Origin of the sequence: Stenotrophomonas sp. 8(2023) (assembly GCF_030345295.1) — a bacterium.
GTDB classification, from domain to species: domain Bacteria; phylum Pseudomonadota; class Gammaproteobacteria; order Xanthomonadales; family Xanthomonadaceae; genus Stenotrophomonas; species Stenotrophomonas muris.
Genome location: NZ_CP128404.1, coordinates 1166191 through 1183504, shown reverse-complemented (window position 1 = coordinate 1183504; position 17314 = coordinate 1166191). Strand labels below are relative to the sequence as shown.

Annotated in this window: 20 protein-coding genes; 9 read left to right on the top strand and 11 right to left on the bottom strand. The window is 67.9% G+C overall.

Going from position 1 to position 17314, the window contains the following annotated elements:
* Window positions 1–76: 76 nt before the first annotated feature.
* The 4 genes from QP609_RS05490 to QP609_RS05475 are packed head-to-tail and all read right to left on the bottom strand — an operon-like array spanning window position 77 to window position 3525.
* The gene (locus tag QP609_RS05490; protein WP_197621325.1) at window positions 77–1390 is read right to left on the bottom strand and encodes a HAMP domain-containing sensor histidine kinase; all 1314 of its coding nucleotides are present in this window, start codon (window positions 1388–1390) and stop codon (window positions 77–79) included.
* Window positions 1387–2127, bottom strand: a complete 741-nt coding sequence (locus tag QP609_RS05485) for a response regulator (protein WP_032960784.1) — start codon at window positions 2125–2127, stop codon at window positions 1387–1389. The genes QP609_RS05490 and QP609_RS05485 overlap by 4 nt, the downstream gene beginning before the upstream one ends.
* 57 nt (window positions 2128–2184) lie before the next feature.
* Window positions 2185–2730 (bottom strand): redoxin family protein, encoded by a 546-nt coding sequence (locus tag QP609_RS05480; RefSeq protein WP_014646325.1) that lies wholly within the window; start codon window positions 2728–2730, stop codon window positions 2185–2187.
* A 3-nt stretch (window positions 2731–2733) separates the two neighbouring features.
* Complete coding sequence (locus QP609_RS05475; RefSeq protein WP_046429443.1) at window positions 2734–3525, bottom strand: alpha/beta hydrolase; 792 nt, start codon at window positions 3523–3525, stop codon at window positions 2734–2736.
* Window positions 3526–3867: 342 nt separating this feature from the next.
* Here QP609_RS05475 and QP609_RS05470 point away from each other — a divergent pair, with 342 nt between their 5' ends.
* The 5 genes from QP609_RS05470 to QP609_RS05450 all read left to right on the top strand — a co-directional run bounded on the left by QP609_RS05470 (window position 3868) and on the right by QP609_RS05450 (window position 7432).
* Window positions 3868–4512 (top strand): DoxX family protein, encoded by a 645-nt coding sequence (locus QP609_RS05470; protein ID WP_014646323.1) that lies wholly within the window; start codon window positions 3868–3870, stop codon window positions 4510–4512.
* A gap of 95 nt (window positions 4513–4607) precedes the next feature.
* Entirely contained in the window at window positions 4608–5084 is a 477-nt protein-coding gene (locus tag QP609_RS05465) for an EF-hand domain-containing protein (protein WP_142234403.1), read from the top strand.
* Between the two features lie 54 nt (window positions 5085–5138).
* Window positions 5139–5984, top strand: a complete 846-nt coding sequence (locus QP609_RS05460) for a DUF692 domain-containing protein (RefSeq protein ID WP_197621326.1) — start codon at window positions 5139–5141, stop codon at window positions 5982–5984.
* Entirely contained in the window at window positions 5977–6711 is a 735-nt protein-coding gene (locus tag QP609_RS05455; RefSeq protein WP_197621327.1) for a putative DNA-binding domain-containing protein, read from the top strand. The genes QP609_RS05460 and QP609_RS05455 overlap by 8 nt, the downstream gene beginning before the upstream one ends.
* An 82-nt stretch (window positions 6712–6793) precedes the next feature.
* The gene (locus QP609_RS05450; RefSeq protein WP_049441148.1) at window positions 6794–7432 is read left to right on the top strand and encodes a ferric reductase-like transmembrane domain-containing protein; all 639 of its coding nucleotides are present in this window, start codon (window positions 6794–6796) and stop codon (window positions 7430–7432) included.
* 55 nt (window positions 7433–7487) lie between these two features.
* Here QP609_RS05450 and QP609_RS05445 read toward each other — a convergent pair whose 3' ends face one another.
* The 5 genes from QP609_RS05445 to QP609_RS05425 all read right to left on the bottom strand — a co-directional run bounded on the left by QP609_RS05445 (window position 7488) and on the right by QP609_RS05425 (window position 11812).
* The gene (locus tag QP609_RS05445) at window positions 7488–8624 is read right to left on the bottom strand and encodes a metallophosphoesterase (protein ID WP_197621328.1); all 1137 of its coding nucleotides are present in this window, start codon (window positions 8622–8624) and stop codon (window positions 7488–7490) included.
* Between the two features lie 120 nt (window positions 8625–8744).
* Window positions 8745–10286: a TerC family protein gene (locus QP609_RS05440; RefSeq protein ID WP_041863153.1), complete on the bottom strand. Its 1542-nt coding sequence runs from the start codon at window positions 10284–10286 to the stop codon at window positions 8745–8747.
* A gap of 43 nt (window positions 10287–10329) precedes the next feature.
* Entirely contained in the window at window positions 10330–10554 is a 225-nt protein-coding gene (locus tag QP609_RS05435; protein ID WP_012479411.1) for a helix-turn-helix transcriptional regulator, read from the bottom strand.
* Window positions 10554–11021 (bottom strand): DUF2975 domain-containing protein, encoded by a 468-nt coding sequence (locus QP609_RS05430; RefSeq protein WP_041864087.1) that lies wholly within the window; start codon window positions 11019–11021, stop codon window positions 10554–10556. The genes QP609_RS05435 and QP609_RS05430 overlap by 1 nt, the downstream gene beginning before the upstream one ends.
* Before the next feature lie 209 nt (window positions 11022–11230).
* Complete coding sequence (locus tag QP609_RS05425) at window positions 11231–11812, bottom strand: hypothetical protein (protein WP_049441141.1); 582 nt, start codon at window positions 11810–11812, stop codon at window positions 11231–11233.
* A gap of 129 nt (window positions 11813–11941) precedes the next feature.
* Here QP609_RS05425 and QP609_RS05420 point away from each other — a divergent pair, with 129 nt between their 5' ends.
* Window positions 11942–12253, top strand: a complete 312-nt coding sequence (locus QP609_RS05420) for a metalloregulator ArsR/SmtB family transcription factor (protein ID WP_004147836.1) — start codon at window positions 11942–11944, stop codon at window positions 12251–12253.
* Between the two features lie 24 nt (window positions 12254–12277).
* A complete protein-coding gene (locus QP609_RS05415; RefSeq protein ID WP_197621329.1) occupies window positions 12278–13672 on the top strand; it encodes a DUF2867 domain-containing protein in 1395 nt (464 codons plus the stop codon).
* 38 nt (window positions 13673–13710) lie between these two features.
* Here QP609_RS05415 and QP609_RS05410 read toward each other — a convergent pair whose 3' ends face one another.
* The gene (locus QP609_RS05410; RefSeq protein ID WP_046429427.1) at window positions 13711–14142 is read right to left on the bottom strand and encodes a pyridoxamine 5'-phosphate oxidase family protein; all 432 of its coding nucleotides are present in this window, start codon (window positions 14140–14142) and stop codon (window positions 13711–13713) included.
* A gap of 285 nt (window positions 14143–14427) precedes the next feature.
* On the opposite strand from QP609_RS05410, the gene QP609_RS05405 reads away from it, so the two are divergent.
* Together QP609_RS05405 and QP609_RS05400 are read left to right on the top strand one after the other, a co-directional pair.
* Entirely contained in the window at window positions 14428–14865 is a 438-nt protein-coding gene (locus QP609_RS05405) for a hypothetical protein (RefSeq protein ID WP_046429425.1), read from the top strand.
* Between the two features lie 36 nt (window positions 14866–14901).
* Window positions 14902–15408, top strand: a complete 507-nt coding sequence (locus tag QP609_RS05400; RefSeq protein WP_046429424.1) for a PaaI family thioesterase — start codon at window positions 14902–14904, stop codon at window positions 15406–15408.
* Window positions 15409–15417: 9 nt separating this feature from the next.
* On the opposite strand, the gene QP609_RS05395 is transcribed toward QP609_RS05400, so the two are convergent.
* Window positions 15418–17160 (bottom strand): GGDEF domain-containing protein, encoded by a 1743-nt coding sequence (locus QP609_RS05395; protein ID WP_289213876.1) that lies wholly within the window; start codon window positions 17158–17160, stop codon window positions 15418–15420.
* Window positions 17161–17314 lie beyond the last annotated feature (154 nt).

Genomic DNA, 17314 nt, shown 5'->3' with positions numbered 1-17314 from the left:
AGGCCGTGCAGGAACGTCACAGATCCCACATCGGGGTCAGAGCCCTTCGCTCCCGCAAGGGATCCGACCCCGCCCGTTACCCCGGCAGCCGCAGCTCAGCCCTCAGCCCGCCACCCTCGCGGTTGCGCAACCGCAGCGAGCCGCCCAGCGACTGCGCCAGTTGCACCGCGATGGCCAGTCCCAGGCCAGTGCCACCGGTATCGCGATTGCGCGAGCTTTCCAGCCGATGGAACGGCGCCAGCACTGCCTGCAGCTGGTCCTCGGGGATGCCCGGGCCACGGTCGGAAATTCCGATCCATACCCTTCCGGCCTCGTCACGGCCGGCCTCGATCTCGGCAGCGCCGGCGTAGCGGAGTGCATTGTCGACCAGATTGCCGACCACCCGTCGCAGCAGCTGCGGCCAGGTCTGCACGACCAGTCCAGCGGGCGCACCGCCACTGACCGGCTTGCCCATGTCCTCGTAATCGCCGACCACACTGGCCAGGAACGCGCCCAGGTCCATCGACACCGGCGCGCCACTGGCGACGTGGCTGCTGCGCGCATAGGCCACACCCTCGCGCACCAGTTGCCCAAGGTGATCGAGGTCGGCCAGCAGCCGCTGCTGGGTGCTGTCTTCAGGCAGGGTCTCCACCCGGAGCTTCATGCGCGTGATGGGGGTCTGCAGGTCATGCGAGATCGCGGCCAGGATCTGCAGGCGTTCACTGACATGGCCACGAATGCGTGCCTGCAGTGCGTTGAGTGCGGCTGCTGCGCCGCCTACTTCCGCCGGGCCATCTTCAGGCAGTGCAGGCCCGTCCTTGCCCGGCTGCAGATGCTCCACCGCATGCGACAACTGCTGCAGCGGGCGCATGGCCAGGCGCACCGCCAGCCACGCGCACACCAGCAGCAGCGCCAGCTGCACCAGCAGCACGGCGGGCAGCCAGCGCGCCAGCGGCAGGCCCGACGGGGTGACTTCAATGGTCAAGGGAGTGCCGTCGTGCAGGCGCAGTTCCACCTCGAACCGCTCCGGCAGGCGAGCCACCTGGCGCGCCTGCAACGGATAGCGGTGCTGCAGGCTGTCATCGATGATCGCCGTGACCTGGCGTGCACGATCGGTCTGCAGCCCCGGTCCGGCCGCGGCCGGGCGCAGCAGGTAACGGTAGGTGCGCCGCTCCAGCCGCGGCACCCAGGCATCGCGCTGGTCCGCGGGCAGGTGCTCCAGCAGCGCGACACTCACGGCCACGTCTTCGTCCAGGTTGCGCAGCATCATGCTGCGGGTGGACTGGTAGCGTTCGAAGAACAGCAGGCCGAAGGACAGTGCGTGGGCCAGCGCCAGTCCGCCCAGCAGCACCAGCAGCAGCCGCGCCGACAGCGTGCGCGGCCAGCGTGGGCGGCGTGCGGTGGCGTTCATTCGTCCGGCCCCAGCAACTGCACCGGCACGCTGAACACATAGCCTTCGCTGCGCACGGTCTTGATGTAGGTCGGCTCGCGTGCGTCGTCACCCAGGCGCTGCCGCACGCGGCTGACCAGCAGGTCGATCGAGCGGTCAAACAGTTCGGCATCGCGGCCCTGCGTGAGGCTGAGCAGCTGGTCGCGGCTGAGCACCCGATTGGCGTGATCGAGGAATACGCGCAACAGGCGGAATTCGGCGCCACTGAGTGGATACGCGGTGTCCTGTGCATCCAGCAGATGGCGTGCGGTGGTGTCCAGGCGCCACTCGCCGAAGGCCAGCTGGCGACCGGCTTCGCTCACCTGCAGGTTCGGCGGCAACATCCGGGTGCGGCGGATCACCGCATTGATGCGTGCCAGCAGTTCGCGCGAAGAGAAGGGCTTGGTCACGTAGTCATCAGCGCCCATTTCCAGGCCGATGATGCGGTCGGTTTCGTCGTCGCGGGCGGTCAGCAGCACCACCGGCACCGCACGATGCTTGCCGGCGCGCAGGTTGCGGCACAGGCTCAGTCCGTCCTCGCCCGGCATCATCACGTCCAGCACGACCAGATCCACGGCATGGGTATCCATCAGCGCGCGCATGGCCCGGCCACCGTCGGCCTGGCTCACGCGCAGGCCGTTGCGTTGCAGGTAATCGGCCAGCATCTGGCGGATCTCGCTGTCATCGTCGACGACCAGGATGTGCGGTACGTGGTTCATTGCGTTCTCGATGAGGACGAAGGTCAAGGCCGCGCGGTGCGGCCATGGTAGCGCGGCTCAGGGGTTGGCCAGCAGGCGCTGGATCTCGCTTTCGGTACGTGCGTAGTCGCCCTCGCCGTAATGGCGGTAGACCACCCGCCCCTGCCGGTCGAGCAGGTACAGTGCGGGCCAGAAGCGGTTGCCCCAGGCGTTCCAGATCCGGTACTGGTTGTCCTGCACCACCGGCCAGGCGATGTCCAACCGTGCGATGGCCTTGCGCACGTTGCCAGGCAGCCCTTCATAGGCGAACTCCGGCGTATGCACGCCGATCACCCTCAGGCCCTGCGACGCGTAACGCGCATGCCACTGGTGGACATACGGCGCCACGTTGAGGCAGTTGCTGCAGGTGTAGGTCCAGAACTCGACCAGCACCACCTTCCCCCGCAACTGCTCCAGTGTGAGCGGCGGGCTGTTGTGCCAGGGCCCGCCACCGTCGAACCCGGCGGCGGGAACGGCCTGTGCCGGCTGCGCATCGGCCTCCGGGCTGGGCCAGGCCATCAACAGCGCAGCCCCACCCAGCACGCCCATCAGCAACGGCAGCACGTACGCACGCAGGCCGGCCATCGCTCAGCCCCCCTGCTCGGCCAGTGGCAGTTCCGCCGGCTTCACCCCCGCCGCTTCCAGGATACTGTCGGCCACCTGCGCCGGATGCGAAAGCAGCGACACATGGCTGCTGCCGATCGATTGCAGCTGCGCGCCAATGCGCTTTGCGGTGGCGGCCTGCAGCTGCGGCGACAGCATGCGATCGTCACGGCTGAGCACGTACCAGCTCGGCTTGCTGCGCCACGCCGCAACGTTCACTACTTCGCCCAGCGCGCTGGCCTTCAACGGGACCTGCGTGCTGTACAGCAGTGCGGCCGACTTCTTCATCACGTCCGGCGCGAAGTCCTGGGCGACAGCGTCAGCCGGCAACGTCAGGTAGCCGTCCCTTTCCTGCAGGCGGGCCAGGCCCGGACCGACCGGGAAGCCTTCGCCCTGTTGCGCCGATGATTGCCCTGCATCCGGCGCGAACGCCGCCACGTACACCAGCGCCTGCACCTTCGGGTCATTGCCCGCTTCGGTGATGACCGTGCCACCCCAGCTGTGGCCGACCAGCACCACCTTGCCAGGCGCAGCGGCAATCGCACGACGGGTGGCGGCGACGTCGTCGGCCAACGAGGTGAGCGGATTCTGCACGGCCACCGCCGGCAGCTTCCAGTCATGCAGGGTCCTGATGACCTTGCTCCAGCTGGAGCCATCAGCGAACGCGCCGTGCACCAGGATGACGGTGGGCGGTGCAGCGGTATCGGCCCGGGCAGCGAAGGCAGGGGCGGCGGCGGCAAGGGCGAGAGCGGCGGCCAGCAAGCAGGTACGGATCATGGGGGGCACTCCGGAGTTGGGAGTGGCCATTTCCGCCTGCCGGTGTATCGGCGCTGTTTCTCCGCAGCGCAGAGTTGTACCGGACTGTAGGGCGCAGGCGGGTTTCTACAGTGGGATACATCCGCGCGCCGGTCCTGGCCGGGCGCTTTCGGGTGGATATCGCTGCCCGCACGCGGGCGCGCAACGCCCCGATCCGCATCCGCGCATCGTCTTTGTATCTGACTGTACGAAACCCCGGCCGCGGCCACAGTCGCTGACAAAACCCCGGGCAACGGCACACGTTGCCGATACCTGCGCCGCCTGGAATGGCTTCCATCGACCACTGGCCCGCAGGACACCACCATGATCAGCACCGCTTCTTCCGTGTATACGCCCCGCCTGGACGCCGTCGGCCGCTGGCTCTCGCCGTTGGCGCTGCGCACCCTGCTGGCCTGGGAGTTCTTTGAATCCGGCCGCGAGAAGCTGGGCGGCCAGAACTGGTTCGCCGACCTGGAAGGCCGCTTCCCGTTCCCGTTCTCCACACTGCCCGCGTCGCTGAACTGGCAGCTGGCCACGTGGCTGGAACTGGTGGGTGCGGTGATGCTGCTGCTCGGCCTGGCCACGCGCTCGGTGGCCTACGTGTTCTGGGTACTCACCATCGTTGCCATCGCCGCCGTGCACTGGCCCGACCAATGGAACGGCCTGGGTGAACTCTGGCAGGGCTATGCGATCACCGACCAGGGCTACGGCAACTTCAAGCTGCCGTTGCTGTTCCTGGCCATGCTGCTGCCACTGATCCTCAACGGCGGTGGCGCACTCAGCGTGGACCGGCTGCTGGCCGGGTCCGGCCGTGCCACGGCACGCAATGACGGCCTGGGTTGGGGCGTCAGCCTGATCGCCCTGCTGCTGCCGGTTGCCGCGCTGTTGCCCGGCATCGGCTTCGGCGGTGCCCTGCTCGGCGGTGTGCTGGTGCTGGGCCATCTGCTGCGCCGTCGCCGCGCCGCCTGAGCCGACTCCCCTGTTCCCGCGCGTTTCGCTTTCCGTCGCCTCTTCGGCGGCGTCCATCCCGCACGCCCCGCGTGCTTTCCCAAGGAGTCACCACCATGTCCATCTCGACCAAGAACACCTCTTCCTCCCGCCTGCCGCGCATCGGTGCCATCGGCATCGCCCTGGCCGGTGGCCTGCTGCTGGCCGGCCAGGCCGCGGCGATCCAGCCGCTGGCGATCAGCGCGGTGGCCATGAGCGCCGCCGCCGAAGGCAAGTGCGGTGAAGGCAAGTGCGGGGCCAACAAGGCCACCACCGGCACGCCCGCCGGCAAGGCCAAGGTGGCCGAGGGCCAGTGTGGCGAAGGCAAGTGCGGCGACGCCTCGTTTGCCCGCACTGATCGCGACCACGACGGCAAGGTCTCGCGTGCCGAATTCAACGCTGTGGCCGCCAAGCGTGCCGCCGAGTTCGACCGCATCGACACCGACCACGACGGTTACATCAGCGAGCAGGAAGCGCACGACTACCTGCGCAGCGTCTACACCGCCAACGGCAAGCCGATGCCGAAGGGCCTGTTCTCCCGCGTTGCCGATTGATCGACGTTCACCCGGCGCCGCCTTCAAGGCGGCGCTCTCTGTGGAGCATCCGCCATGTCCCTGCCCCTGCCCACCCATGCCGCCGGTCTTGGCCTGCGCCGTGGCCTGATCGACGAACTGCTGGCCATGCCGGCCGGTGCCATCGACTTCCTCGAAGTCTCCCCCGACAACTGGATCGGCGTCGGCGGTGCACACGGCGACGCGCTGCGCCAACTCAGCGACCGCCACCCCTTGACCTGCCACGGCCTGTCGCTGTCGCTGGGCGGTCCTGATCCGCTGGACCGCACCCTGCTGGCACAGACCCGTGCCTTCCTCGACCTGCACCAGGTGCAGCTGTACAGCGAACACCTGAGCTACTGCGCCGCCGGTGGCCATGTCTACGACCTGCTGCCACTGCCGTTCACCACCGAGGCCGTTCACCATGTCGCCGGCCGTATCGCCCAGGTGCAGGACATGCTGGGCCGGCGCATCGCCGTGGAGAACATTTCCTACTACGCCGTTGCCGGCGCGGACATGAGCGAGATCGACTTCCTCAACGCCGTGCTCGCCGAAGCCGACTGCAACCTGCTGCTGGACGTCAACAACGTCTTCGTCAATGCCTGCAACAACGGTTACGACGCCTTCGAATTCCTGGCCCACGTGCCGTCCCACCGTGTCGCCTCGCTGCACGTAGCGGGCCACTTCGATGAAGACGACGGCTTCAAGATCGATACCCATGGTGCGCCGGTGAAAGGCGTGGTCTGGGCGCTGTTGCGCGAGGCCTACATGCGGGTGGGCGTGCGTCCCACGCTGCTCGAGCGCGACTTCAACTTCCCGCCGCTGGCCGGGTTGCTGGCCGAGGTCGCGCAGATCCGCCAGGCACAGGCTGAGGCACGTTGGCCGGAGGTGGCCCATGGCTGAGTCGCTGGCTACCCTGCAACGGCGCTGGGCCGATCATGTGCGGGACCCTGCAAAGACCGCACCCGATGGCGTGGAGGCGCGCAGGCTGGCGGTATACCGCCGCCTGTGCATCGACAGCCTGGAGACCCTGCTGGCCGGCAGCCTGCCGCGCCTGCAACACCAGTTGGGCACGTCGCGCTGGCGCGACACCGTGGCGCACTACTACGCCCACCACGCCTGCCAGACCCCGTTGTTCCCACGGATCGCCGGCGAGTTCGCGGCCTGGCTGGCAGTGCAGGACACGCTGGCACTGCCGGACTGGGCGGCGGAACTGGCACACTACGAGAGCACGCAGCAGTCGCTGCACATTGAAGCGCGTGGCGCTGGGTGTCTGCTGCAGCGCGTACCCGAGGACAGTGATGTGCTGGCGGTTTCGCCGCTGGTGCGGGTGCTTGGGTACCGGTGGCCGGTGCATGAGGACGAGGGGCTGGAACCGGTGTTGGGCGCAGCTCCCACGCTGCTGGTGATCCAGCGCCGCGCCGATTTCAGCCTGAAGGTCGAGCAACCGTCACCGCTGGCCTACGCGCTGCTTTCGGTCTTCGGTGACGACGGCGCGCGTGTGGATGAGGCACTGCAGGCGCTGTCCGAAACACATGACGTGGCAACGGACGCATTGCGTGCTGCCTGCGTGCCCGTTCTGGGCGAGCTGTGCACGGCGGGGGGGCTGGTTGCATTGCCTGCGTTCTGAGGTGCCGGCCAGCGGCCGGCACTACCCGTTCATTGACCGGCAAGCGGCCGGCACTACCCGCCCCCTACTTCGAGGTCTCATCATGGCTGCTTCCAACATTTCCTTCCTGCACGGCTGGCGCCTGTTCGTAGCCATCGCTGTGGTCCTGATCGCGTTCGCACTGACCGCCTTCGCCCTGAATCCCGATGCAGCCGAAGGCAGCCGCGCGGCGATCCGGCTCACCGCCCGCACATCGTTCCTGCTGTTCCTGGCGGCATTCACGGCATCCTCCTTCGCCACCCTGCTGCCCGGCCCGTTCACCCGGTTCCTGCTGCGTGAACGGCGCATCATCGGCCTGTCCTTCGCGTTCTCGCACCTGCTGCACGCAGTCGCCATCACCAGTTTCGGCATCCTCAACCCGGCGTTCTGGCCAGCACGCTCCGCGCTGGCCAACCTCCCGGGCACGGTGGGCTACATCGCCATCCTGGCGCTGGCCATCACCTCGCACCGGGGGCTCGCCCGGCGCATGGGACCCACCGCCTGGCGTCGCCTGCACGTCACCGGCATGTGGATCATCGCGGCGGTGTTCACCTACTCGTACTTCAAGCGCGTGCCCGGCAACTTCTGGTATGCGGTGCCGTCGGCGCTGCTGTTCACCGCCTTCGTGGTGCGCTGGATCGCCAAGCGGGCGCAGGCCCTGCGTCGAAGTGCGCATGCGCGGCCGCCGCTGCGGGCGGCCTGACGGGCCGGGGTCAGATCCCTTTGCCAAAGGCAAAGGGATCTGACCCCACATCAGGTCAAGGCGCGCGGCGCAGCGTGATCAGGGTGATCTCCGAAGGCACACCGATGCGCGCCGGGAAACCGGCCCAGAGGCCCGCGCCGTTGCCCACGTACAGCGTCATCCCCTCCACGTCGTAGCGGCCGGACACGAAACCGCCATTGGCCCGCTTCACCAGCTGGTCCATGCCGATGATCTGCCCGCCGTGGGTATGCCCGGACAGCTGCAGCTTCACCCCACGCGCCGCCGCCTCGCGTGCATTGCGCGGGCGATGGTCGAGCAGGATCACCGGTGCGGACGGATCGGCACCGGCCAGCGCAGCATCCAGATCCGGCAACGGCAGGCCATAGCGCGCCGCCACCGGATCGGTGACACCGGCGATGGTCAGCGCCGCGTCGCCGCGCCGCACCTGCAGGTGGCTGTTCTCAAGCACCTGCATGCGCAGTGCGCGGAATGCCTGCATCCAATCCTGGTACTGCGCGTAGTACTCGTGGTTGCCGGTGATGGCGATGACACCGTCCGGCGCTCGCAGATCGGCCAGAGGACGCGCGTCGTCACGGCGGGCCTCGACGCTGCCGTCGATCAGGTCGCCAGTGATCACGATCAGGTCCGGCTTCAGCGCGTTGCTCTCGTCCACCACCCTGCGCACCCAGTCGCCGGTCAGCAGGCGGCTGGCGTGGATGTCGGTCAGCTGCAGCACGCGATAGCCGTCGAACGCAGCAGGCAGATCCTTGATCGCCACGTCGATCTGCCTGGGCTGGGGCACGGCCATGCCCTGGCTGACGCCATAGCCACTCACAAGCAGCGCCAGCAGGCCGGCCAACGGCCGCAGCTTCGAGGCGCGCAGGGCCGATACGATGCGCGGCCAACGCAGCAGGCGCGAAAGCAGCAGGCCCACGTCCAGCACCAGCATCAGCAACGCCAGCAGCAGCACCGCCGTGGAGCCGGTGGCCAGGACCGCGATGGCCATCTTCGGGATTTCCGGCGATGCCATCGTGCCCCAGAAGGTGGCCACGATGCGCAGCTGCACGGCCATGGCCACCACCAGCAGCGACAGCACGACCTTCAACCCGATGGGCATGCGCAGCGGCCAGAACAGGCGCCAGGCCACATACAGGCCCATCAACAAACCGATCGTACTCAGCACTGCAACCATCCATGACAGAAAGCGGGCCCGCCATGGTGACGGCTGCGGGTCGTGTTGTGTAGAGCCGGGCCCATGCTCGGCTTCTCAACACGCAGCCGGGCATGGGCCCGGCTCTACAACAACAGGCGGTCAGGCCATTCCGTCGAGGCGCTCCACCCGCAGGCGGGCGATACGGCGCTTCTCCATTGCCAGCACGGTGATGCGCACGCCGGCCACCTCCACCGCGTCGCCGACGTCCGGCAGGCGGCCCAGCTGCTCCAGCACCAGACCCGAGATGGTCATGTAGTCGGCACTGCGGGGCAGCGACACGCCCGCCAAACGCTGCAGGTCGTCCAGGGTCAGCGCACCATCGGCCTCCCATTGATCCTCGCCCTGCGCCACCACGCCATAGCGCTCGTCCTGGGTATCGACCAGGTCACCGGCAATCGCCGCCAGCAGGTCGTTGGCGGTCACCAGGCCCTCCACGCTGCCGTACTCGTCCACCGCCACCGCCAGCGGCACCGGATGCTGGCGGATCAGTTCCAGCGCCTGCAGCGCACTGGCAGTGGACAGAACGTACTGCGGTTCGCGCAGGTTGCCCTCCAGCTGCAGTGGCTTGCCCTGCAGCAGGTCGGCCAGCACGTCCCGGCTCTGCACCACGCCACGCAGGCTGTCCAAGTCACCGTCACCGACCAGCAGGCGCGTATGCGGCGAGGCCACCAGGCGCGCCACCACATCCTCCTGACCACGCGCCAGGTCGATCCATTGCACGTCGGCACGCACAGTCATCACGCTGGACACCGGACGATCGGCCAGGCCCAGCACGCTGCGGATCATTTCGTGCTCCGCCGGCTGCAGGCGCTCGTCGGCGTCCACCTGCTCGTCCACGCCTTCGTCGTCGTGGCCGTTCGCTGGACGCGCGCCCAGCATCCTCAGCACGGCATCGGCGGTGCGCTGGCGGAACGGCTGGCGGCGCTCGTTGCGCTCACGGTTGAAACGCACCCACTGGTTGAACGCCTCGACCAGGATCGAGAAAGCGATCGCTGCGTACAGGTAGCCCTTCGGGATCTTGTAGCCCAGGCCTTCAGCCACCAGGCTGAAGCCGATCATCAGCAGGAAGCCCAGGCACAGCACCACCACGGTGGGATGCTTGTTGACGAAGCGGGTCAGCGGCTTGCTGGCCAGCAGCATCAGCGCCATGGCGATGGTCACGGCCGCATACATCACGCCCAGGTTGTCGACCATGCCGACGGCGGTGATCACCGAGTCCAGCGAGAACACCGCGTCGAGCACCACGATCTGTGCCACCACCATCGCGAAGCTGGCATAGACCTTCTTGCCATCCTCGTGATGCGCGCGGCCTTCCAGCCGTTCGTGCAGTTCCATGGTGCCCTTGAACAGCAGGAACAGGCCACCGCCCAGCAGGATCAGGTCGCGCCCGGAGAAGCTGTGGTCGAACAAGGTCACCAGCGGCTCGGTCAACTTCATGATCCAGGCCAGCGCCGCCAGCAGCACCAGCCGCATCAGCAGTGCCAGCGCCAGGCCGATCACCCGCGCGCGGTCGCGCTGGTGCGGCGGCAGCTTGTCGGCAAGGATCGCAATGAACACCAGGTTGTCGATGCCGAGAACGATCTCCAGCACGACCAGGGTTGCAAGGCCCATCCATATCGAGGGGTCAGCCAACCATTCCATTTCAGGTCCGTTTCGTCAGTGGGTAAGGGAAGAGGGCGTCCACTCAGTCGGCATCCTGCGCCTGCGCCGGGTCATGCCCAAGCAGGTCGCCGGGCGTGCACTGCAGCTCGCGGCAGATCGCATCCAGCGTGGAAAAGCGGATGGCTCGCGCCTTGCCGGTCTTCAGGATCGACAGGTTCGCCAGGGTGATGTCGATGCGCCCCGCCAGCTCGGACAGGGTCATGCCCCGTGCCTGCAGCATGCGGTCCAGGGTGATGACGATCGCCATCAGATGACACCATCAAGGTCATCGCGCATCGCCGCGCCCACGGCGAACACGCGTGCGAGCACGAACAGCATCAGCACCGCCACCAGCCCGGTGATCGACATGCCGCCGCCCACCTCCATCCAGGTGAAATCCGGACCCATCCAGGCCGCGTAGGCACCGATCAGGATCGACAGCAGTTCCATTGCCAGCATCAGCCAGGCCATGCGCTGCAGGCGCTGTGCATTGGCATGGGTGAACGGCCGCTCGCGCGCCGCCGACTTCAGCAGCCTCAGCAGATGGCGCAGGAACAGCAGGCACAGCACCAGCAGCGCGACGATCGCGCCCAGGCCCAGGCAGAAGTGCAGGAACAGGTCGTTGCCATGCGCGGCGGCGGCCTCGGCGTCATGCACGCTGTCGAGCAGCCAGCGGCGGTCATGGGCGACCAGGGGCACCGCCAGCAGTGCGGCCAGGATGCCCAGCCAGCACATCGCCCGGACGGCCTGTACGGCGGCCTGGGCCAGGGTGAACAAGCCTCGCGCGGGTCTGGCGCGGGCGGGACGAGCGGTCAAGCGGCCTCCGGCATTGGGGTGGCCTCGCCGCCCCAGGGTGGATTTATCGATAAACGATATAACACATCCTGCGTGAAAGGCTGAATCGCGGGCATGGTCCACCGGCTGGGCGCGGGCCCCGGCAGGCGTTACGGGGTGGGAGCCGCGGGTTCGAGCATCGCGTCCCCCGGCGTCACCGAGGCCATCGCCTGTACGCCGGCCTCGGCCGCCTGCCGCGTCACCAGCCGGAAGCGCACCTGCAGCTTGGCCTGCCCCGGCGTGGCCCAGCCGTATTGGATCGCCACCTGGTCGGCCGACAGCGGACCACGGCCCGGCAGCGAGCGCGCCTGCAATGGCTTCGGTGCCGCCTGCACCAGCCGTGCGAAGCCCTTCTGCACCACCGCCGCATCGGCCTTCTCCGCATACACCGAGCAGGTGCCATCGTCGGCCCAGCTGACCGCATAACGGCCGCTGGCCAGCGGCACCATCCAGGCCACGCCCGACTGCCCCTGCAGCAACGTTGCCGCTTCGGCAGGCTGCAGCGGTGACAGCCCGTTGGATTCCATCAGCGACTGCAACCGCGCCGGCGCGCCGATGTGCTGCATGCAGGCGGTATCGAACAACTCGCTGAAGGGATCCTGCGCCGGGGCCTTGGCCTTGGGAGCACGCGCGGGTTGCGCCACCGCCAGGGTGGGCAGCAGGGCCAAAGCCAGCCAGAACGCAGGACGCATCGGGATTCCACGCTACGGAAAACAGCAGGGAGGATGGCAAAGCCCGGGCGCGCCGCGCAATGGGTCATGGCTTGACAGTCCTAAGCTGCGGGAGCAACATGAATTAACGAATTAGTTAACTAGCTCTCCATGGACCGCATCTTCGAAGCCCTTGCCTCCACCGCCCGCCGGCAGATCCTGGCCTATCTCAGCGCCGGCGAGCTCAGCGCGGGCGAGCTGGCCGAGCGCTTCGACTTCAGCAAGCCGGCGTTGTCCAGCCACCTGCGCATCCTCGAGGAAGCCGGACTGATCGAACGCGAGAAACGCGGCCAGTTCGTGTACTTCAGGCAGGTACCCGACCGTTTGGCCAACACGTTGTTCTCGTGGGCGGCCGAAGTCTGCCCGGTCGGCGGCCCGCTCAAGCGTGAAGCCCGCGCCCGCCGCAAGTCCCCCGCCCGCTGATCCGCCCCGCCAAGGAGCATGACGATGCCTGGTTCGACCCGCGATCGCCGTTCGTTTCCAGCAGTGCAGCTTCCGGCACAGGACGGCGGCAGTCCGACCGAAGTCACCCTGATCGCGCAGCTCGGCATCGGTGCGGGTGACGCGCTGGTGAGTGACGCCGGCCAGCGTCAGCGCCACCACCCGGCGTTCATCGATGCGTTGGATGAACCTTCGGCGCGACTGGGTGGCATGCACCTGCAGCACGGGGATGCCTCCTCGCTGTACAGCTTCACCGTCGGTGCCGGTGGCCACCCGTTTCATCGCCATGCAGGCCCGCGCATGTTCACCGCCATCGCCGGCAGCGCGGGAGCCGAGCTGCGTTTCGCTACCGCCTCCGACGCGCAGCTGGCAGCAGGTCCTGGTGCCTTCGCGCGCACGCTCCGGCGCGTCCGCATCCCACCGGACTGCCTGTTTACCGTGCGCTTCGGCGGCGGCACCTGGCACCAGTTCGCGTCGAACCATCCTGCACATCCGGCGCTGTTTGCGCTGTCCTGCCACAGCGATGAACTGGCAGGCCGAATGAGCGAGCAGACCCGTGCGCAGGTGGAGCGCAATGCCGCCGATATCCCCAGCCTGACCGAGGTGCTTCCGGAATCGTACTGGCCTTCGTGCACCTCGCTTGCGGCGGCACCGCTGTTGCAGCTGTCGCTGCAGGCGGCACCTCCCAGCGTGTGCGCACACCTGTGCGCGCGTACCCGTGCCCTGCTCGGCCCGCTGCGCCGCATCCCCATGCGGCCGCTGCGCGGGTTCGTCGAACGTGCCACACCGGCCTATCCCATCCATTCACGGCCCGCGCCCACCGATGGCCTGCTGACCACAGCGCTGCCGCACAGCCACTACCAGGACCTGACCACCCTGTGCCTGGAACCCTCGCAGGTGCTCCACCGTTCCGCGTCGGCGCTGCTGGCCGACGTACTGGAGGGCTTCCTGCGCAATCCACCCAGCGGCGTAGGCCAGCTGATGGCGCTGCGAAACCGACTGGTGGCACCGGTGCGGTTGCGCACGTCGCCGCTGGGATGCCCGGTGTCGTCATTGCTGTCGACCGATCGCAGCCGGTTGTTCGCTGGTCGATTCCCGGTGCTGGATTCGCACATCGATACGCAGGACAACGACGCCGAAGTCCTGCTCGGCGCCGACGATCGGCACCTGCGTTTCCGCAGCAGCGTGCGCGTGCAGCGGCATCGCGATGGACATGTCGAGATCAGCCTGGGCTCACGCGTGCAGACCCTCAATGCGTTCGGCGGCATGTACATGGCCCTGATCGACGCCGGGCACCGGCACTATGTCGCACCGGCACTGCTGCGGCGTGCGGTGGAGCACGCCTTGGCACCGGAACTGGCCAACCTTGAGGATCCGGCAGCACACCCTGCGCGCTGCTGACCCTGGAACGCGATGCGCCGGGCGCTGCGCGGTTCCGGTCAGATCACGATTTCGCCCTCGTCCTCGCCATCCCAGTAGTGGATGCGGCTGGCGCGCACGTGAATCAGCACCAGTCCCGGTGTATCCACGCCCTGTTCGAACCAGCGCTCCAGGTCCTTCACCCAGTGCTGGCTCATCGTGGCCCGGTCGCGCACCAGCACAGCCCTGCCCTGCACGTGCACGAACAGCGGCGGCTTGCCCAGCAGCGACTTGCTGCCGGAAAAACCCAGCGCAACGGCGGGGTCAGCTTCAATCTCGCGCACCATGTCGGTGTCTTCGGTGGTGAAGAACCAGCTGTCACCGTCATAGTCCACGTCGCCATTGTTGCTCATCGGACGGCCGGCAATCTCTCCACCGGCGTGGGTCTGCAGCAGGCTGAAATCAATGCCGGCCATTTTCCTGGCCAGTTCGGGCAGGGTGAGCTGGGTCATGGCGTCGTCCTTCATGGAATGGAATCCCAGCGTCTGCGCAGCGCGGTGACCTGGGCGTGGAGGGGTAGTTGCGGCCTCTTCACAGGAAACGAGATAGAGCGCATGGCGCGTACGTGACGCATTCCTCACCACCACACTGGCGTTAACGGCAGATGGAGGAACGGCCCTGCAAGCCGCGACACGCCCCTAACGGCGTGCTGCCCCAGAATCGCGCAACCCCGTGGCGCGACCGGCATGGCTGCCGGTACAAACGCGGCCTTTCCTCCGTAACCGCATGGCCTCCACATGGACCTGTCCGCCTGGCTCGCGTTCGGCTGCTACCTGTTGGCGTTCTTCATTGTCTGCCTGTTTGCTGCGGCCTATCTGAAACGCTCCGACTTCATGCCCTACCACGGCCAGGCCGTGGACAGGCCGTGGGCACAGATCGACCCCCGCATGCAGGTGCTGCTGATGGCACTCATCCGCGTGGTCGGCGCTGCCTGGATCGCACTGGCCGGTGCCGGCGTGATGCTGGCCTGGTTGATCTTCTTCGGAGGTCACTTCGCACTGCCGCAGCTGCTGGCGTTCCAGCTGTTCTGCCTGGTCGCCACCCTGCCGCCGGTCCTGGTCGCTTCCGGCGTGCGGCGACGCACCGGTGCGCGTACACCGGTGCCCGCCGGCGCCGCGGTGGTGTTGCTGTCGGTCATCGGATTCGTGCTGGCCCTGTTGTCGCTACCGCAGTGAGTTCTTTTTCTCCCCTCTCCCCCGCGAGGCTCCACGATGAATCCCGAATCGATCTTCTACAGCGTGGTCAACGGTGATCTTCCACGCTCCCAGGCCGGCACCCTGCTCGGCTGGCGCTTCGTCGGTTACGACGATGCACTGCGCCGCATCCAGGTCGAGTTCGAGGCCGGGCCGGTGCTCACCAACCCGATGGGCAACGTGCAGGGCGGTTTCCTGTCAGCGATGCTGGACGACTGCATGGGGCCAGCGATCTACGCCACCCTGCCTGCCAACCGCATCGCGGTCACGGTCGAATCCAAGACCAGTTTCGTCAGCCCCGCACGGCCCGGGCGGATCATCGGCTGGGGCGAAGTCGAGCACAGCAAGGGCAGCATCGCCTTCACCCGCGGCTGGCTGACCGACCCGGCCGGCAAGGTGCTGGCCACTGCCAGCGCCACCTTCCGCGTGGGTGCGCTGCGCTGGCGTGGACTCTCGGTGCCGCGTCCCATCGCGCGCCGGATGATTGCGCGCACGCTGCGGCGCGTGCATGCGCAGATCGGCTGATGGGTGCCGTCAACGTGCGTTGCGGCCGCCGCCGGCCACGTGCACGCGGTCGCGGCCCTGCGCCTTGGCCTGGTACATGGCCGCGTCGGCGGCACGCAGCAGGGTGCGCCAGCCCAGCGCGTCGGTGCCGCCCTCGGCCACACCGAAGCTGGCGGTGACGCGCAGCACCTTGCCACCGACCAGGGCGATGTCCAGCCGCTGCAGCGCCACCCGCAGCGACTCGGCCAGCTGGCGGCCACCGGCCAGATCCCCGTCGGCCAGCAACACGAGAAACTCCTCGCCACCATAGCGGGCAATGCTGTCGCTGCGGCGCAGGTGGCGCTGCAGCAGCTGCGCCACCTGCACCAGCACCTCGTCACCGGCGTCATGCCCGTGCCCATCGTTGATCGCCTTGAAGCGGTCCACGTCCAGCAGGATCACCACCGCGCTGTTGCCGCCGTCGGCATGACGCTGCTGCACCAACTCGTCCAGCGCGCGCCGGTTCAACAGCCCGGTCAGCTCATCGGTGCCGGCCAGCTGGCGCAGCTCGCTGGTCAATGCCGAGCGCTCGCGCGACTTCTCGCGCAGCACTTCGATGGCATCGAACAGGCGCTGCATCTCGGCCAGCGGGTGGGTCACATGCTGCTCCGGGCCGGGCGCTTCCGAGGCGATCTGGATGACCTGCTTCTGCGCCTGCAGCAGCGGCCGCAGGATCTGAAGATGCGCGATGCGCAGCGCCACGCCCAGCACCACCAGCGTGCCCAGCACCGTCGCCACCAGCACCACCAGGCGCGTCGCTTCGCGATTGCGGGTGCGTTCGAAACGGGCGATGGACACGCTCAGGTAGCCGTCCCGCAGCGCTTCCAGCGACCGCAGGGTCGGCACGTAGCGGGTGGTGAATTCGGCGGTGGTCCACGGCGGCGGCACGCCGCGCCGGCCATCCTCGATCAACTGTTCGATCATCGGCAGCGATTCGCCGAAGAACTGCCGGCGCGCCATGTCCCAATGCCAGGACAGCGCCGGATCACTGCGGAACACCGCTTCATGGCTGCCTGCCAGCCGCCACAGCTCCAGCAGGCGGCCTTCGGTCTGCAATGCCCCCCGCACCTGTTCGTCACGCCAGGCCCCCGGTACCGCCACCGGCGCCATCACGTTCGAGGCCAGGCGGCCGCCATGCTCGCGCAGGTCGATCAGCACCTGGCCCTGCATCGCCGGAATCGCCGCTTCGCGGTCGGCGCTGACCAGCACGTTGATCTGCGCCGAGGTCAGCACGTGCAGGCGATCAACCACGGCGAACATGCTGCTGATCGCGCGCTCCACGTCCTCCACCTGGCGCGCGCCATGCGGCTGTGCCGCCACCCGGTCCACCGCGGCCCGCGCCGATTGCAGGCGACGTTGCGCATCGGCCAGCAGCCCGTGTTCGTCGACCACGCCCGGGTCAGCGTTGAACACGGTGTCCAGGCGTTGCAGGGCGGTATCGACCCGCTTGCGCGCGACTGCCAGCTCCGCCGCCAGCCGGGCCTGTTCGCCCGCATCGGCCGTGTTGGCCCCGAGCAGGCTGTTGGCGGGGCCGCGCTCGGCCGACACCAGGTTGGCCAGGTCGAAGGTCTGCCGCAGCTGGCGCAGGCTGACCAGGTTGTCCTCGGCGGCAGTGAAGCGCAGCGTGCCCTGCACCAGCGCGATGGCCATCAATGGCAGCGTACAGACTACGAACAGCCCGGCCAGGATCCAGACCCAGGTCCGCAATCCGATGGGCGACGCCTTGCGGGCCATGCACATTTCCCCTGTAGTGCACAACACTGTAGCGGCCGCCTGCACAGGCGCCAAGCCGCTACCGGATCAATCGTTGCCATGGGTATACCGCGCCCGCCGCGAACACACCGACAAAGGCCGCACGGGTTGTCGAATCGGGGCAAATTACGTCATG

Excerpts from the sequence above, each read along its gene's own strand:
- QP609_RS05490 (WP_197621325.1), bottom strand. The coding sequence starts at position 1,390 with ATGAACGCCACCGCACGCCGCCCACGCTGGCCGCGCACGCTGTCGGCG.
- QP609_RS05485 (WP_032960784.1), bottom strand. The coding sequence starts at position 2,127 with ATGAACCACGTACCGCACATCCTGGTCGTCGACGATGACAGCGAGATC.
- QP609_RS05480 (WP_014646325.1), bottom strand. The coding sequence starts at position 2,730 with ATGGCCGGCCTGCGTGCGTACGTGCTGCCGTTGCTGATGGGCGTGCTG.
- QP609_RS05475 (WP_046429443.1), bottom strand. The coding sequence starts at position 3,525 with ATGATCCGTACCTGCTTGCTGGCCGCCGCTCTCGCCCTTGCCGCCGCC.
- QP609_RS05470 (WP_014646323.1), top strand. The coding sequence starts at position 3,868 with ATGATCAGCACCGCTTCTTCCGTGTATACGCCCCGCCTGGACGCCGTC.
- QP609_RS05465 (WP_142234403.1), top strand. The coding sequence starts at position 4,608 with ATGTCCATCTCGACCAAGAACACCTCTTCCTCCCGCCTGCCGCGCATC.
- QP609_RS05460 (WP_197621326.1), top strand. The coding sequence starts at position 5,139 with ATGTCCCTGCCCCTGCCCACCCATGCCGCCGGTCTTGGCCTGCGCCGT.
- QP609_RS05455 (WP_197621327.1), top strand. The coding sequence starts at position 5,977 with ATGGCTGAGTCGCTGGCTACCCTGCAACGGCGCTGGGCCGATCATGTG.
- QP609_RS05450 (WP_049441148.1), top strand. The coding sequence starts at position 6,794 with ATGGCTGCTTCCAACATTTCCTTCCTGCACGGCTGGCGCCTGTTCGTA.
- QP609_RS05445 (WP_197621328.1), bottom strand. The coding sequence starts at position 8,624 with ATGGTTGCAGTGCTGAGTACGATCGGTTTGTTGATGGGCCTGTATGTG.
- QP609_RS05440 (WP_041863153.1), bottom strand. The coding sequence starts at position 10,286 with ATGGAATGGTTGGCTGACCCCTCGATATGGATGGGCCTTGCAACCCTG.
- QP609_RS05435 (WP_012479411.1), bottom strand. The coding sequence starts at position 10,554 with ATGGCGATCGTCATCACCCTGGACCGCATGCTGCAGGCACGGGGCATG.
- QP609_RS05430 (WP_041864087.1), bottom strand. The coding sequence starts at position 11,021 with ATGTGCTGGCTGGGCATCCTGGCCGCACTGCTGGCGGTGCCCCTGGTC.
- QP609_RS05425 (WP_049441141.1), bottom strand. The coding sequence starts at position 11,812 with ATGCGTCCTGCGTTCTGGCTGGCTTTGGCCCTGCTGCCCACCCTGGCG.
- QP609_RS05420 (WP_004147836.1), top strand. The coding sequence starts at position 11,942 with ATGGACCGCATCTTCGAAGCCCTTGCCTCCACCGCCCGCCGGCAGATC.
- QP609_RS05415 (WP_197621329.1), top strand. The coding sequence starts at position 12,278 with ATGCCTGGTTCGACCCGCGATCGCCGTTCGTTTCCAGCAGTGCAGCTT.
- QP609_RS05410 (WP_046429427.1), bottom strand. The coding sequence starts at position 14,142 with ATGACCCAGCTCACCCTGCCCGAACTGGCCAGGAAAATGGCCGGCATT.
- QP609_RS05405 (WP_046429425.1), top strand. The coding sequence starts at position 14,428 with ATGGACCTGTCCGCCTGGCTCGCGTTCGGCTGCTACCTGTTGGCGTTC.
- QP609_RS05400 (WP_046429424.1), top strand. The coding sequence starts at position 14,902 with ATGAATCCCGAATCGATCTTCTACAGCGTGGTCAACGGTGATCTTCCA.
- QP609_RS05395 (WP_289213876.1), bottom strand. The coding sequence starts at position 17,160 with ATGGCCCGCAAGGCGTCGCCCATCGGATTGCGGACCTGGGTCTGGATC.